The sequence below is a fragment of the Maribacter arcticus genome (assembly GCF_900167935.1).
GTDB classification, from domain to species: domain Bacteria; phylum Bacteroidota; class Bacteroidia; order Flavobacteriales; family Flavobacteriaceae; genus Maribacter; species Maribacter arcticus.
The window spans coordinates 21,310-37,749 of the sequence record NZ_FUYL01000004.1; the positions used below are offsets into that span (position 1 = coordinate 21,310).

Below are 16,440 nucleotides of genomic sequence, written 5' to 3' on the forward strand. Positions count from 1 at the left end.
CTTACAATTATGTAGTCAAATTACTTGGTCTTTAATAGGTTTAAAAACCAGGTGTAGACTCATGCATATGACCTTTTAAAAGAGCAAATTAATGAGATTACCCCATAATTAAGCTACTAACCGAGTTCATAGAAGAAAAAGACAGCGATTACATTTTAGAGACCATTGTGACTTTAGAAACGTTGACCGAGTTACCTTCTTTAAAAGATGAAGAACTCAACGTAATCGGAGAACTGATTTCAAATATGTACGGAGCATTAGATGTAGCAAGTAGCATACAACAAGGCACACCTAAAAAAGAAGCTCTAAACCAGTTCATGCTACGCGTGATGGGCTCTATAGACAAGTAAATTATTCTGTACAACAAAAAAAGTCCTTTCCATATGAAAGGACTTTTTTATTCATTTAAGCCCACGTTTCATCTTAATATTTTATAATTTCACGCTTTCAATCATATAAACACTAAGGTTATGGCTTCGGTTACATTAAAAGGAAATGCAATACATACTTTAGGTTCTTTACCAGCAACTGGCGGAAAAGCACCTGAATTTCAACTAACTAAAAATGACTTATCTACTGTAAAACTTTCAGATTATGAAGGCTCAAGAGTGGTTTTAAATATATTTCCCAGTGTCGCTACCGGTACATGTGCACAATCAGTTAGACAATTTAATAAAGAGGCTGCTGAATTAAATAACACCATCGTACTTTGTGTATCTAAAGACCTTCCTTTTGCGCAAGCTAGATTTTGTGGAGCAGAAGGTATCGAAAACGTTGAAATGCTTTCTGATTTTAGAGATGGTAATTTTGGAAAATCGTACCATGTTGATTTTTCTGATGGACCCTTAGCTCCTTTACATTCAAGAGCTGTAGTGGTTGTTGATGAAAAAGGAAACGTATTATACACCGAACAAGTAGCTGAAATTACTGAAGAGCCAAATTACAAAGCTGCTCTAGAAGCGTTAATGAACTAATAACAAACGACACTCATGCCCAAAGAATCTTTTTTGGTCAATCGTATTAAAAGTGTTGGTTTCGCCTTAAAAGGTGCCTTCTTGCTGATACGTACCGAAGCAAGCATAAAAATTCAAGTTTTTATTGCGATAGTTATGACTGCTGCAGGTTTTTATTTTGAGATATCCAATACAGAATGGATATCTCAAATATTCGCCATAGCATTGGTACTCGGTATTGAAGGGATGAATACGGCTGTTGAAAAAATATCTGATTTCGTACAACCTGAATTCGATGTAAAAATTGGTTTCATTAAGGATATTTCTGCTGGGGCGGTTATGCTGGTTTCAATAGCAGCAGCTATTATTGGTTTAATCATATACTTGCCCAAAATTTTATAGGTAGCATCATTGTTTCCTATAGCTCATCGTAAATTTGTAATTTAGCACCAGAATTAATTTTTAATGGCAAAGAAGGCAACTAAATCAAAGCCAAAACCTACTAAAAAAGGATCAACGTTTATATTATCCAAACAGAATAAAATTATTTTGGGTAGTTTGCTGATGCTTTTTAGTATCGCATTGTTCTTTTCATTTATATCGTTTTATTTTAATTGGCAAGATGATCAAAGTCTTCTTTCTGAATTCAAGGATCGTAATGAGCTAGCCAAAAATTTATTGAACAAATTCGGTGCAAGCATAAGCCACTTTTTCATGTACAAGGGCTTTGGTATAGCTTCACTTATACTCCCTTTTTTAATTTGCATCACAGGAATATATTTGTTTTTAGGACTTCCCTTAAAAGCTTTATTTAAAAAATGGTTTTGGGGCTTACTTTTCGTTGTATGGATTTCTGTTGCCTTAGGTTTCTTTGCAACAAGTAGTCCGTTATTAGGCGGATTAGTAGGTTTTGAAATGAATGATTTTTTACAAGATTATGCCGGCAAAATAGGTGTACTCTTGTTATTGGTTTTCGGTCTTATTTTCATTTTTGTACGATTGTTTGAAATTACTCCTGAAGAAATTTCTTCCTTTTTTAAATCAAGAAAAGAGGCAATTTCAACAGAATTTAAAGCCAGTAAAGAAAGAAAGGCAGCCAAGGCTGACGAGACATTTAGCACCTCTTTAGACGAAGACCTACCGGTAATCTTAGACACATACACCCACAAAACAGAGATTCCGCATTTAGAAAAAGAAGACGACCTGAAAAGTTTTGAAATAACTACTCCAGAACCAGAGGAAACTATTGCTATGGAAGTTGAGCAAGTAATTGAGGAACCTGAAGAAATTGACATCCTAGCTAATAAATTGGTAGATGATTTCGGAGAGTTCGACCCTACTTTAGAATTGGGTAGCTATAAATTTCCTACTATAGAGCTATTAGACCAACATGGAGTTACCGGTGGTATTACTATAAATCAAGAAGAGTTAGAGGAAAACAAGAATAAAATTGTTGAGACCCTAAAAAATTATAAAATAGGAATCGCCCAAATAAAAGCTACTATTGGACCTACCGTTACCTTGTATGAGATTGTACCTGAGGCGGGCGTAAGAATATCTAAAATTAAAAACCTAGAAGATGATATTGCTTTGTCATTAGCGGCATTAGGTATTCGTATTATCGCGCCAATTCCTGGTAAAGGTACTATAGGCATAGAAGTACCTAACAAAAACGCAACTATTGTTTCTATGCGTTCGGTAATTGCATCGAGTAAATTTCAGAAGGCAGAAATGGAATTACCAATAGCTTTTGGTAAAACAATTAGCAATGAAACCTTTGTTGTCGATTTAGCCAAAATGCCTCACCTTTTAATGGCAGGCGCAACAGGCCAAGGTAAATCTGTTGGTTTAAATGCCGTATTAACTTCCTTATTATATAAAAAGCATCCTGCAGAAGTTAAATTTATATTGGTAGATCCAAAGAAAGTTGAATTAACGCTTTATAATAAGATTGAACGCCATTTCTTGGCTAAACTTCCTGATTCCGCAGAAGCTATCATAACTGATAATACAAAGGTGATTCATACCCTTAATTCACTTTGTATTGAAATGGATAACCGATATGAACTTTTGAAATTAGCGATGGTTCGTAATTTAAAGGAATACAATACAAAATTCAAGGCTCGTAAATTGAATCCGAATGACGGGCATAAGTTTTTACCATACATTGTACTGGTAATTGATGAGTTTGCCGATTTAATTATGACTGCCGGTAAAGAAGTGGAAACACCAGTAGCAAGACTTGCACAATTGGCTAGAGCCATTGGTATTCACTTAATAATTGCAACACAACGACCATCTGTTAACGTTATTACGGGTATAATTAAAGCCAACTTCCCAGCGAGATTAGCTTTTCGAGTCACCTCTAAAATAGATTCTAGAACAATATTAGACACTTCTGGCGCCGACCAATTAATTGGTCGTGGAGATATGTTGTTCACCCAAGGTAATGATGTTACCAGAATTCAATGCGCATTTGTTGACACACCTGAAGTTGCAAAAATTGTTGAATATATTGGTAGTCAGCGTGCATACCCAGATGCCTATGAACTTCCTGAATATAGCGGAGAAGATTCTGGCACGAGTGTTGATTATAATGTTTCAGATAGGGACCAAAAGTTCCGTGAAGCTGCTGAAGTAATTGTAATTGCACAACAAGGTTCAGCATCTTTAATTCAAAGAAAACTAAAATTAGGGTACAATCGCGCTGGTAGAATAATCGATCAATTGGAAGCTGCAGGAATTGTAGGCCCTTTTGAAGGCAGTAAAGCAAGGCAAGTTTATATATCAGACATGGTAGCCCTTCAACAATTATTGGATAATGAATAATATTAAAAAAGAGATGAAGAAAATTATTATTGTATTAACGATTATGCTTACCGCAAACTTTGCTAATGCTCAAGGTGCAGATAAGGCTAAAGCTTTATTAGATCAAGTCTATACTAAAGTTCAGAGTTACAATAACATCTATGTTGATTTCAAGTTCGATTTAAAGAACGTTGAAGCAGGTATTAACCAAGAGACTAGAGGCGATGTTACACTTGAAGGCAACAAATACATTTTCAATTACCTAGGCTCTCAACAATTGTACGACGGTAAGAAGGTGTATACTATTGTACCAGAAAACGAAGAAGTCACCATCGAAGATAAGTCTGACGATGAAAACGCAATGACACCTTCAAAAATGTTGACTTTTTACAAAGAAGGTCATAATTATGCCTGGGATATCTTACAAGATATACAAGGAAGGAAAATTCAATATGTGAAATTGACACCTATAGATTCTGACACCGAAATAAAATCGAGATTACTGGGAATAGATATGGGCACAATGCATATTTATAAATTAATTGAAACAGGAAAGAACGGAACAAAGACTACAATCACTGTTAATTCTTTTAAAACAGACGAAGTTTTATCCAAAACCTTATTTACTTTTGATGAAGCTAAATATAAGGATGAAGGCTATTTCATTCTAAGAAATTAGAACTATTGAGAATACTAGACCGATATATCCTATCAAGGTTCGTCTTTAATTTTGTCAGTTCGTTTGTAATATTGATGTTCATCTTCATATTCCAAACGATTTGGCTTTTTATTGATGACCTAGCGGGTAAAGGTCTAGACATTGTAATTATAGGCAAGTTCCTATTTTACCTATTACCTGATCTTACCGAAAAAGTACTTCCTTTAACTGTACTATTATCCTCTATTTTAACTTTTGGTTCAATTGCAGAGAACTATGAGTTTGCTGCCATGAAAGCCTCAGGTATATCATTACAGCGTTCTATGTTAAGCCTAATTGTTTTTGTAACCATATTAGGTGCTGTAACCTTCTTTTTTGCCAATAATGTAATTCCATTGTCGCAACGTAAAATCTATAACCTTCGTAGAAATATTGCTAAAGTAAAACCCGCAGCTGTAGTATCAGAAGGTGTATTTAGCGATTTTGAGGGAATGAATATTAAAGTTGATGAGAAGTATGGTGATAATGATCGTTTCTTAAAGAACGTTATCATACATGAAAAATCTAAGTCAAACCTTAACATTACTGTAATAAAAGCGAAGACTGGTGAATTGATTAGTAGTGAAGAATCTGATTTCATTCAACTTGTATTACGAGATGGTCATTATTATAATGATGTGGAAACAAAAAGCAATGACAGCAAAATGAAATTTCCTTTTGCACAAGCTGATTTCGAAACCTATACCATGAATATCGAAATTCCAGATATTAATAATGATGAGTTAGAAGAAGAGCGAGATATCAGTACAGACAAGATGAAAAATATCTCACGTCTAACTAAAGATATTGATTCTTTACGCGGAGATAATTATAAAATTGTTCGTGCATTTTCAAAAAACATTGAAAGCAGAAGCGGCATATTTGTTCCATTAATTACAAAGAATACTGATTCTACCAAAGCTGACATGGTAACAAAAAAGGATTCAATCTCAACCAAAAAAGCAATTATAGCAAAGGCGAATATTGCTTTACAAGATTCCATAAAGGAGAATTTTCTTATTCTTTTCCCCGAGTGGCAGCAGATACAAATATTAACTACCGCTAAAAATGGTATTAGTAGTATTCTTGGCACTGTAAGCGGTAAAAAAGAGGAAATGCAAAAAAGATATAAAATCTACAACATGCATATTCTATCGCTTCATAATAAATATGCTTTGGCTTTTTCGTGTATTATTCTATTTTTCGTTGGTGCCCCGCTTGGTGCTATCATTAGAAAAGGTGGATTGGGTTTACCGATGGTCATTGCGATAGTACTTTTCCTAATCTATTATTTCATAGGAGTATTTGCGAGTAATTATGCTAAAGAAGGCAATATTCACCCAATGTTAGGTGCTTGGCTTTCCACATTGATTATGCTACCGTTAGGTGTTTTTCTAACTAAAAGAGCAACCGAAGACAAGGGAATGGTGAATTTTGGATTTATTTCAGATTTCTTCCAAAAAATATTTAAGAAAAAAGATAAAAGCTGATTGTTTAAACATGACTGATCTTAAAAAAATACAATTGAACACTATAGAAGAAGCGATTGAAGACATTCGTTTAGGTAAAGTAATCATTGTTGTTGACGATGAAAATCGTGAGAACGAAGGTGATTTTTTAGCCGCTGCTGAATTAGCAACGCCTGAGACTATTAACTTCATGGCCACTCACGGTAAAGGCCTTATTTGCGCTCCTTTAACGGAAGGTCGTTGTAAAGATTTAGGATTACACATGATGGTAAATACCAACACTGACCCTTTTGAAACAGCTTTTACAGTTTCTGTAGATTTAAGAGGTAACGGTGTAACAACAGGTATATCAGCATCCGATAGGTCTAAAACAGTTTTTGCCTTAACAGATGCAAATACTAAACCTCATGATTTAGTGAGACCAGGGCATGTATTTCCATTGGTTGCCAAAGAAGGTGGTGTATTACGTAGAACAGGACATACGGAAGCTGCAATTGATTTTGCAAGACTAGCTGGTTTAAAACCTGCAGGGTTTATTGTAGAAATAATGAACGAGGATGGAAGTATGGCGAGACTTCCTGAATTAGTAAAAGTGGCTAAAAAATTTGATTTAAAAATTGTTTCAATTGAAGATCTTGTCGCCTATAGAATGGAGCATGATAGTTTAATCAAGAAAGAAACTGATTTTGACATTGTTACAAGATTCGGAGACTTTAGGTTACGAGCATACAAACAAACTACTAATAATCATGTGCATCTTGCTCTTACCAAAGGTACATGGTCTTCTGAAGATAAAATTTTAACGCGTATTAACTCTACGCTAATCAATAATGATATCTTAGGAACCTTAACACATAACCCTGATGAAAAATTAGAGGATATGTTTAAAAAAATAAATCAAGAAGGTAAAGGTGCCATTGTTTTTATAAATCAAGATTCTGAATCACTTAATCTGCTTTCGAGATTAAAAGAACTTAAAGAGCTACAAAAACAAGGCATCACTAAAGCTCCTAAAATAGAAATGGATAGCCGTGACTTCGGTATAGGAGCCCAAATATTGCATGATTTAGGTATTCACAAAATGAAACTAATGACCAATAGCACCCAAGCAAAACGTGTGGGAATTGTAGGTTATGGATTAGAAATTGTAGAGAATGTCGCCTATTAAAATTCTAGGCTAATTTTGCTAAAACCTCTTTCATTTTAATAGCACGTTCAGCAACCTGTTCATCCGTCCAACTAAGTTTTATTAGGCATGAAATAGTTCTACCTACCCATGCATCAGATTTTGAGAAGTCTGATTTAGAATAATCTGGCAATTGATTGATAACCTCTTGTGGAAGTTTCCCCAAAGATTTTTTATGGGTTAAATGTTCCCATTTTTTATAGTAGTGCCAATTATTATCAAACCAATAAAAACAAGCATCTATACCAGCATCACCCAAAGCAGTGTGGGCTTTCTTAGCTAATTCTTCTGTTGGCAAAAAGAATGATAGGAATGAGTAATTTTCAACTCCACCAGTAGGCACTCTTCTAAAAGTAACATTAGAAAGTGAATCAATTGTATCTCTTAATGTGGAGTAATGTTTTTTTTGGATAGCTACAAAATCATCTAAACGTTCAATTTGAGCACAACCGACCGCTGCGTTCAATTCAGAAATTCTAAAATTATATCCCAAAAACGGATGAGTTTCTGTTCCCCTATTGTTACCAACATGATCGTGACCATGATCAGAATAATGATCTGCGTTTATCTTAAACTTCTCATTGTTTGTAATAATGGCTCCACCTTCACCACAGGTAATGGTTTTTACATAATCAAAAGAAAAACATCCTAAATCACCATAACTACCTAAAGGCTTTCCGTCAAAACTACCTCCAATTGCTTGGCATGCATCTTCTAACAAGAGCAAGTTATGTTTATCGCATATATGTTTCAACGCTTTAAGGTCTGCCATAGAGCCACACATATGAACAGGCATAACAACTTTTGTTTTACTAGTAATTGCATGTTCAACTGCAGAAGGGTCTAGTGTTAATGTATCATCTATGTCAACTAAAATTGGCACAGCACCAATTGCTAAAATAGATTCAAAACTTGCTACGAACGTAAATGTTGGCATAATAACTTCATCACCCGCCCCTACTCCTGCACTTGCCAACGCCACTGTTAGCGCAGCAGTACCGCTACTTACCACTTGTGCATGTTTAGCCTCCATTCTCTTTGCTAACGCCTTTTCAAGCTCTAAAGCCTTCCAATGGTTATTTCGCATACCATCAAAACCATAACGCATAAGCACTCCAGAATCTAATACATCTTGTACTTGATTTTTTTCACTTTCACCAAATAATTCAAATCCTGGCATTCTTTCTTGTTTTAATAGTTATACAAATCTTGTTTAAATTATCGGTAAAACCAAAGTTTTATGGCTAGTATCGACACCATAACAATGAGAAATTTTTTCACAAAACCATCTCCCCTTTTTACTGAAACTCGACTAGCAAACCAAGCACCACTTCCATTACCTATGGCTAAAATTAATCCGATTTTCCAATTCACTTGGTTATTCCAGGCAAAAACAACCAAAGCAGATACCATATACATAAAAACGACGGCTACTTTGGTCGCATTAGAACGTACTAACGTCATCTTATTTATATAATGAAGAAATAGAATTATAATAAACCCTATACCCGCATTTATAAAACCTCCATAAATTCCAAAAAAGAAAAATGCAATAATACCTAACCACAAATATTTACCTGTAAGTCGCTCTTGAACCTCGTTGATACTAATTTTTGGGCCAAATGCTACAATAAGCACCACACAAATCATGACAACTGCTAATATTCGATTAAATAGAGGGCCATTAATATCAACTGCTAAATTGGCACCAATTATAGAGCCAATAAAAGCAGAGCAACCCAAGTATAAATTAAATGGAAAGGTTGAAACTCCTTTACTTTTAAAACCGGCAGTTGCTATTGCAGTTTGAAATATGACAGCTACCCTATTTGTACCATTTGCCAAGGTTGATGGTAATCCAAGAAAAATTAGAATAGGTAGTGAAAGTAGAGAACCGCCACCTGCAACTGTATTAATAAAACCAACGATAAAACCGACGACAATTAATAAAGGATAGGCATACCATTCTTCCATAGAACAAAGGTAAACCGAATTTCATTATTGAAATATTACAAAATTAAGATTAGTAAAGATCCGTAGATTACTAATTAAAGATCAACTTTTAATAATTCTACTTAAGCCCTTGATATCCAAAAGATTTTATTTGCTTAAAAGCCTCTTCAACTGTTTTCACAGGTAACTTACAGGTGTTATTTTGGCATACATAAATGAATGTGTCAGCGATATCATAGCGATCTTTAAAAAGCGATATATCACTAGAAACTGTACTACCTACAAGCAACGTGTTCGCTAAATAAGTGGCATTTATTTGATTGATATGATCTTTCGCATTACTACCAACTACAGCTATTTCATAAAAAGGGTATACTTGTTGCAAAAACAATGAGCCCCATGTACCATAGCTTACAGCGTAATTTTCAAAATCACTCACCAGTAACGAACCCATCTTTTCGGCTTTCTTTAAATATTCTGTATTATATTCCAAATGACCAATTCTGAAAAGATTCTGCGCCATAATTGCATTAGCGGATGGCACTACTCCATCAGATGTGTTTATTATTTTCGGCACCAATTCACTCGATTTATTGTAATAAAACAATGCTGACTCACTTTTATATTTATCAATAGCCGTGTTCATTAATTTTATTGAAATTTCTAGATACGAAACGTCTAAGGTTACCTCATACAATGCAAATGCGCTTTTACCCAGAAAAGCATAATCTTCTAAAAAAACTTCTTTCTGCTTACTATCGGTAGTAAATGAATGAACCAATACATCATTATTATGGTTATTGGCTTTTATATATTCAAAGATTGATTTTGCCTCAGTTAAGTATTTTTCATCACCAAAGGCCTTATACGCCTCCAACAAACCATCAATTAAAAGTGCATTCCAAGAAGTAATAATCTTGTAATCTTTAGTAGGTTTAGTCCTTTTTTGCCGGGCCTTATATAGAATGCTTTTCCATTGTTTTATTTTATTCTGTAATTCATTTAACGCTATGTTAGACTCCTTTGAAAAATTGGCCTTAGAAGTAGTATTATTCAATACAAAATTTCCATTTTCCCATACCTCATTATCTTGAATACCATAAAATTTTGAAAATAGTTCGAAATCGTCACCTAACAGCTCTTGTATTTCCTCCTGTTTCCAAACATAATAAACTCCCTCTTCACCATTAGTATCCGCATCCATTGCACTAAAATATCCTCCAGTTTCATTTCTCATTTCAGTTTTCAAAAACTTAAAAGTTTCGTTAACCACATCAGCATACTCTTCATTACCAGTCAGCTTAAATGCCTTTGACAATAAATTAATCATTTGGGCATTATCATACAGCATTTTTTCAAAATGAGGTACTTTCCATTTATCATCAGTGCTGTATCTAAAGAATCCGCCGTCTACATGATCGTAAATCCCTCCATGTGAAACTTTATCTAACGTGTTTAAAACATGATTTTCGGCATCGACATCTTGTTGCAAAACGGCATAGTCTAACAACATATTCAAATTCGTTGGTAAAATAAATTTTTGCTGCCCTTTATTACCTCCCCATTCTATATCCCATAATAAAGACCATTCTTCAACACCACTTATAACTTTATCGGCTGTAACTGCATTGGCCATTTGTTTTGCAGGTTGTTCGTATACCTCTTGCACTCCATTAGCCAGCATTGAAGCGTATTCTCTTATTTTTTCTGGGTTCTTCACAAATTCTTCGCTGAATTTGTGAAGAATTGATTTCCATTCATCTTTTTCATGATACGTACCTAAATAAATAGGACTTCCATCGGGAAGTATTATAGCGTTCATAGGCCAACCACCAGTACCATTCACCAATTGCAATGCCGTTTGGTATACCATATCTAAATCTGGTCGCTCTTCCCTATCCACCTTTATGCTGATAAACTTTTCATTCATCAATTTGGCCACCTCTATATCCTCAAAAGACTCCTCTTCCATTACATGGCACCAATGACAAGTAGAATACCCAACACTTAAAACAACCAATCGATTTTCTTTTTTCGCTAACTCGAAAGCGCTTTCTGACCATGGTTTCCAATCAACAGGGTTGTGTGCGTGTTGTAGTAGGTAAGGACTGGTTTCATGGATAAGTTCATTAGTAAACTCATAATCAGTAGTCTCAAGCTTTTCTTGTCCTAATTTTTCATTCTTTTCAGTGCCTCCGTTTTTACAAGAACCTAATAGAATTGAAAATACAATGAGTAAAGATAGCTTAGAGATGTTCATATGATAAAAGGAAATAATTACAAATAGATTCGTCAAAGATAATTTTATTTTAAACCTATCGCATTCATAGCTTTATTTGATATTACTAAAATAGAATTAACGAAAGGGTTTTAGTAGCTAATTTCACTATTCTACTTTTAACAAAAAAGTGCTATAGGCAAAAGGAATCTTATAATTCATAAATTTATTTCGCTTTTCTTTTCAATTATTATTAGCAAGCAGGTTTATTTAAATGCACACTTATCAATAGAATTACCCTATTTTTAAAGGTAATGTGCTTGCAAAAACCTCTAAAATGAAACATATAAACGTATACATAATCCTTTTTCTACCAATGTTTACTATGCTACATAGTCAGCAGGCTGATGGCTATAAACTTTGGTTAAAATATGATAAAATCGAAAATTCTGAATTACTTAACGAGTATGCTGAAATAGTAAGTTCTATATATTTTAAGGATGATAACGATATCTTAAAAAATGCAAAGAAAGAGTTTTCCCTTGCACTACCTCAAATGCTAAATAAGCAGGTAAAATATTCAAGCAACATAAGTTCAGATAACTCCCTAATTGTTGACGTTTATGAAAACTTACCAAATGATTTAAAGGATTTGGTTGGTAATGATATTGAGGTATTAACAGACGAAGGATTTATAATCAAATCATTGACCTATAAAAAGAAATCAATTACTATTATAAGCGCAAAAAAGAATATCGGAATTCTCTATGCTACGTTTCGGTTTTTACATTTAATGCAAACACATAAAAAATTAAAATCTATTGACTTAGTAGATAGTCCTAAAGTAGATTTAAGAATGTTGAATCATTGGGACAATCTTGATCGCAGTGTAGAACGTGGGTATGCAGGTTTCTCATTATGGAATTGGCAAAAATTACCAGAATACATAGATCAACGCTATATAGATTATGCAAGAGCAAATGCATCTATTGGTATTAATTCAACGGTTCTTACTAATGTAAACGCCAATGCCTTAGTGCTCACACCTATGTATTTAGAAAAAGTAGAAGCCCTAGCCAATGTTTTTAGAGGATATGGAATAAAGGTCTATTTGACTGCTCGCTTTTCTGCACCTATTGAAATTGGCAATCTAGAAACCTCCGACCCACTTAATCCAGAAGTGGAAAAATGGTGGTCTAATAAAGTAGCTGAAATATATAAGCGAATTCCTGATTTTGGTGGATTCTTAGTTAAAGCAAATTCAGAAGGCCAACCAGGGCCACAAAACTATGGTCGCAACCATGTAGATGGGGCTAATATGATGGCTACTGCATTAAAACCATTTGGTGGTAATGTAATTTGGAGAGCTTTCGTTTATTCCGAACACGACGATACAGATAGGGCTAAACAAGCCTATGATGAATTCTTACCTTATGATGGTAAGTTTAAAGACAATGTTTTAGTTCAGGTGAAAAACGGAGCAATAGATTTTCAACCTCGAGAACCATTTCACCCTATGTTCGGGGCTATGAAAAAAACTCCATTAGTAATTGAATTTCAAATTACGCAAGAGTATTTAGGCTTTAGCAGCCATTTGGTTTTCTTGCCGAAACTTTTTGAAGAAGTCTTAGATTCAGATACGTATCAGAAAGGCAAAGGCTCCACTGTGGCAAAGGTTATTGACGGAAGTTTGTATGGTAATACCTTATCAGGAATTGCAGGTGTTGCCAATATTGGCACTGATTTAAATTGGACAGGACATCCTTTTGCTCAAGCAAATTGGTACGGCTTTGGTCGTTTGGCATGGGATCCTGATTTAAGTTCCGAGAAAATTGCTGATGAATGGTTGAGAGCCACCTATAGTAATAACCAAGATTTTATTGAGCCCGTAAAAAACCTAATGCTTACTTCTAGAGAGGCCGTTGTTAATTACATGAATCCGTTAGGCTTACATCATATTTTTGATACTGGCCATCATTACGGTCCAGGCCCATGGGTCGATAATTTAGGTAGACCAGATTGGAATCCTGTTTACTATCATCAAGCAGATGCAAATGGTATTGGCTTTGACCGTACACCATCGGGCAGTAATGCTACTGAGCAATACGCTTCATATTTAGAGAAAACATTTAATGATATAAACACTATACCCGAAGAATATCTCCTTTGGTTTCATCATGTTCCATGGGACTACAAATTACAGAACGGAAACACTTTATGGGATGGTATTGCTCTAAAATATCAAGAAGGTGTAAATGACGTAACTCATATGATTCAAACTTGGGATAACGCGAAACCTTATTTAAACGATAGTGAGTATAACGAAGTGAAAATGTTATTACAAATTCAATTAAAAGAAGCCAAGTGGTGGCGAGATGCATGTTTATTATATTTTCAAACATTTTCGAAAAAAGAATTACCAGAAGGAGTTGAAAAACCAACACAAAGTTTAGAATATTATAAGTCACTTAAATTTCCATTTGCTCCAGGTATTCGACCACAATGGGATTAATCAACTTTCAAAATCTATTTAAACGATGGAACTTTTTTTTAAAACAAGATTGTTAAAGTCATTTTTCTTCTCAACAACCCTAATTTTAATTATCATAGGTTGTAAAGAGCAAAATAAAGTTGCAGATATAAATATAGAACCTTCCCTAAAAAATGGATTTAAAAAAGAGTTCCTAATTGGTTCAGCTGTAAATGATAATCTAATTTTAGAGAAAGATAGTTTAGGCGCGCAACTTGTAAAGCGAGAATACAATTCCATCACACCAGAAAACTCAATGAAGTGGATATATATGGAACCTAAAAAAGGAACCTTTAACTTTGAAATGGCTGATCAGTATGTTGATTTTAGTTCCAAAAACAATTTGGTGTTCATAGGCCACAATTTAGTATGGCATAGCCAATTGGCAGATTGGGTATCTGAAATTGATAACAAGAAAGAACTGTCTGAAAGTTTAAAAAATCATATACAAACTATTGCATCTAGATACCGGGGTAAAATACACGGTTGGGATGTTGTTAACGAAGCCTTGAACGAAGATGGAACCTTGCGTAATTCTCTGTTTCTAGAAAAACTCGGTCCAAATTATATAATGAATTCATTTAAATGGGCACAAGAATCTGATCCTAATGTTGAGCTTTATTACAATGATTATAACATGACTAATCCTGAAAAAAGAGCCGGGGCAATTAAACTAGTTCAAATGCTTCAAGAAAATGGGGCGAAAATAGATGGTATAGGTATGCAAGGCCATTGGAGCTTAGAAGAACCATCATTAGAAGAAATTGAAGAAAGTATCATAGACTATTCTAAACTGGGGATTCAAGTGATGATAACCGAATTGGATATTACCGCTTTACCCAACCCGTGGGATTTACAAAGAGCCGAGGTAAATCAAAATTTTGAAGGTAGCGAGTTTATGAATCCGTACCCTACTCAATTACCAGATTCTATTTCCAAAAAACTTGCAAAGCGCTATCACGATATCTTCCAAATTTTCAAAAAACATAAAGACAAAATTGGTAGAGTCACTTTTTGGGGTGTAAACGATGGTCAATCTTGGTTAAACAATTGGCCTATAAGAAACAGAACTAATTACCCACTTTTATTCGATAAACAATACAAACCAAAAGCAGCATATTACAGTGTCTTACAAGTTGCTAATGACAGCCTTAATTAAACCAACTAATTTCAAATGAACAACAATCATAAAATTTCTCTTAAAGAAAAAATCGGATATTCTTTAGGAGATTTATCTGCAAACCTAGTTTTTCAAACCTTAGTAACCTATTTGGCATATTTCTACACCGACATATACGGCCTAGAAACAAAAGATGCTTCGGTTATAATCTTTATTGTAGGTATGATTGCAGCTTTTGCTTTCAACCCAATTATTGGGGCATTAGCGGATAGAACCAGAAGTAAATGGGGCAAATTTAGACCTTGGATTTTATTTACCTCGGTACCATTGGGCATTGTTGCCCTACTTGCATTCAGCACACCGAATTTTGATTATACCGGTAAAGTGGCATATGCTGCAATTACATATACGTTACTTCTGTTATTATATGCTGCAAATAACCTACCATATGCGGCGTTAAGCGGTGTTATTACAGGTAGCATGAAAGAACGTAATAGTATATCTTCATATAGATTCGTAGCCGTTATGTTCGCGCAATTCTTTGTTCAAGTTTTTATGTTACCAATTATAGAATATGCAGGCGATGGCGATAAGGCTGTGGGTATAGAAATTGTAATGACCTATTTAGCAATAATCGGCACCGTAATGCTATTGATTACATTTTTCACTACCAAAGAAAGAGTTATACCTACTGTCGAACAAAAATCTAGCCTTAAAGAAGATTTGGGAGATTTAGTAAAGAACAAGCCTTGGATCATTATGCTGGTATTAACAACCTTGGTTTTCATTACGTTAGCCATGAAAGGTGGTTCATATGTGTATTACTTTGAAAATTATGTTGATGCCGCTAGTCTAGGCGAATTCATCGGTCCGTTACTACATGGTTTAAATACGATTGGTATTGATTTTTTTGGTGATAACCCTATTTCTGCTGGGTTCGGATTGTTTAATGCAGGCGGAATTATTTTTATGATAGTGGGTATTTCTTTATCAAAAGGATTGGCCGATAAGTTTGGCAAGCGCGATGTATTCGGTTGGGCTCTTTTTGTATCAACTTTGTTTATTGCCGTATTTTATTTCTTTACCCCAACCTCAGTTGAATTAATGTTCTTATCACAAATTTTGCACGGATTTTTCTATGGAATAACCATACCATTATTATGGGCTATGATTGCTGATGTAGCAGATTATTCTGAATGGAAAAACAATAGACGTGCTACCGCCATTATTTTTTCTGCCATGATGATTGGCTTAAAATTAGGCCTTACCATTGGTAGTTCTTTGGTTACATGGATTTTAGGACTCTACAATTATATTCCAAAGAAATTTGCTACCACAGAAATGGTTACACAACCAGAGAGTGCCATAGAAGGTACCAAGTTACTCGTAAGCATCTACCCTGCAATAGCATTTTTCTTAGCGATTGCATTGTTGTTTTTTTATGAGATTAATAAGAAAATGGAGACTCAGATAGAAGAAGATTTAATAACAAGAAGAAAAGCCTAA

13 protein-coding genes are annotated in these 16,440 nt (G+C 34.5%); 10 read left to right on the forward strand and 3 right to left on the reverse strand.

Annotated elements, in window-relative coordinates; all coding sequences use genetic code 11:
- Positions 1 to 104 precede the first annotated feature (104 nt).
- From B5X55_RS07285 to ribB, 7 genes are all read left to right on the forward strand, one after another.
- Positions 105 to 350: a DUF6952 family protein gene (locus B5X55_RS07285; RefSeq protein WP_079511962.1), complete on the forward strand. Its 246-nt coding sequence runs from the start codon at positions 105 to 107 to the stop codon at positions 348 to 350.
- 120 nt (positions 351 to 470) lie between these two features.
- On the forward strand, positions 471 to 974 hold the full coding sequence (tpx, locus tag B5X55_RS07290) for a thiol peroxidase (RefSeq protein WP_079511963.1): 504 nt from the start codon (positions 471 to 473) through the stop codon (positions 972 to 974).
- A 15-nt stretch (positions 975 to 989) separates the two neighbouring features.
- Positions 990 to 1,355 (forward strand): diacylglycerol kinase family protein, encoded by a 366-nt coding sequence (locus B5X55_RS07295; RefSeq protein ID WP_079511964.1) that lies wholly within the window; start codon positions 990 to 992, stop codon positions 1,353 to 1,355.
- A gap of 63 nt (positions 1,356 to 1,418) precedes the next feature.
- Entirely contained in the window at positions 1,419 to 3,782 is a 2,364-nt protein-coding gene (locus tag B5X55_RS07300; RefSeq protein WP_079511965.1) for an FtsK/SpoIIIE family DNA translocase, read from the forward strand.
- A gap of 13 nt (positions 3,783 to 3,795) precedes the next feature.
- Complete coding sequence (locus tag B5X55_RS07305; protein ID WP_079512250.1) at positions 3,796 to 4,440, forward strand: outer membrane lipoprotein periplasmic chaperone LolA1; 645 nt, start codon at positions 3,796 to 3,798, stop codon at positions 4,438 to 4,440.
- A 26-nt stretch (positions 4,441 to 4,466) separates the two neighbouring features.
- On the forward strand, positions 4,467 to 5,948 hold the full coding sequence (locus B5X55_RS07310) for an LptF/LptG family permease (RefSeq protein ID WP_262494154.1): 1,482 nt from the start codon (positions 4,467 to 4,469) through the stop codon (positions 5,946 to 5,948).
- Between the two features lie 10 nt (positions 5,949 to 5,958).
- Positions 5,959 to 7,095 carry a 3,4-dihydroxy-2-butanone-4-phosphate synthase gene (gene ribB / locus B5X55_RS07315; protein ID WP_079511967.1) on the forward strand — a complete coding sequence of 379 codons (1,137 nt, stop codon included), beginning with the start codon at positions 5,959 to 5,961 and terminating at the stop codon, positions 7,093 to 7,095.
- Between the two features lie 4 nt (positions 7,096 to 7,099).
- Here the strand turns inward: ribB and B5X55_RS07320 are convergent, their stop codons facing one another.
- The 3 genes from B5X55_RS07320 to B5X55_RS07330 form a co-directional block, all read right to left on the reverse strand.
- Positions 7,100 to 8,293 carry a DegT/DnrJ/EryC1/StrS family aminotransferase gene (locus tag B5X55_RS07320; RefSeq protein ID WP_079511968.1) on the reverse strand — a complete coding sequence of 398 codons (1,194 nt, stop codon included), beginning with the start codon at positions 8,291 to 8,293 and terminating at the stop codon, positions 7,100 to 7,102.
- Positions 8,294 to 8,331: 38 nt separating this feature from the next.
- Complete coding sequence (locus tag B5X55_RS07325) at positions 8,332 to 9,087, reverse strand: sulfite exporter TauE/SafE family protein (protein ID WP_079511969.1); 756 nt, start codon at positions 9,085 to 9,087, stop codon at positions 8,332 to 8,334.
- 97 nt (positions 9,088 to 9,184) lie between these two features.
- Entirely contained in the window at positions 9,185 to 11,326 is a 2,142-nt protein-coding gene (locus tag B5X55_RS07330) for a thioredoxin domain-containing protein (RefSeq protein WP_079511970.1), read from the reverse strand.
- A 295-nt stretch (positions 11,327 to 11,621) separates the two neighbouring features.
- On the opposite strand from B5X55_RS07330, the gene B5X55_RS07335 reads away from it, so the two are divergent.
- From B5X55_RS07335 to B5X55_RS07345, 3 genes are read left to right on the forward strand one after another with little or no spacing between them, the layout of a single operon-like run.
- The gene (locus B5X55_RS07335; RefSeq protein ID WP_079511971.1) at positions 11,622 to 13,796 is read left to right on the forward strand and encodes an alpha-glucuronidase family glycosyl hydrolase; all 2,175 of its coding nucleotides are present in this window, start codon (positions 11,622 to 11,624) and stop codon (positions 13,794 to 13,796) included.
- 25 nt (positions 13,797 to 13,821) lie between these two features.
- Positions 13,822 to 14,973: an endo-1,4-beta-xylanase gene (locus B5X55_RS07340; protein ID WP_079511972.1), complete on the forward strand. Its 1,152-nt coding sequence runs from the start codon at positions 13,822 to 13,824 to the stop codon at positions 14,971 to 14,973.
- A 15-nt stretch (positions 14,974 to 14,988) separates the two neighbouring features.
- Complete coding sequence (locus B5X55_RS07345; RefSeq protein ID WP_079511973.1) at positions 14,989 to 16,440, forward strand: MFS transporter; 1,452 nt, start codon at positions 14,989 to 14,991, stop codon at positions 16,438 to 16,440.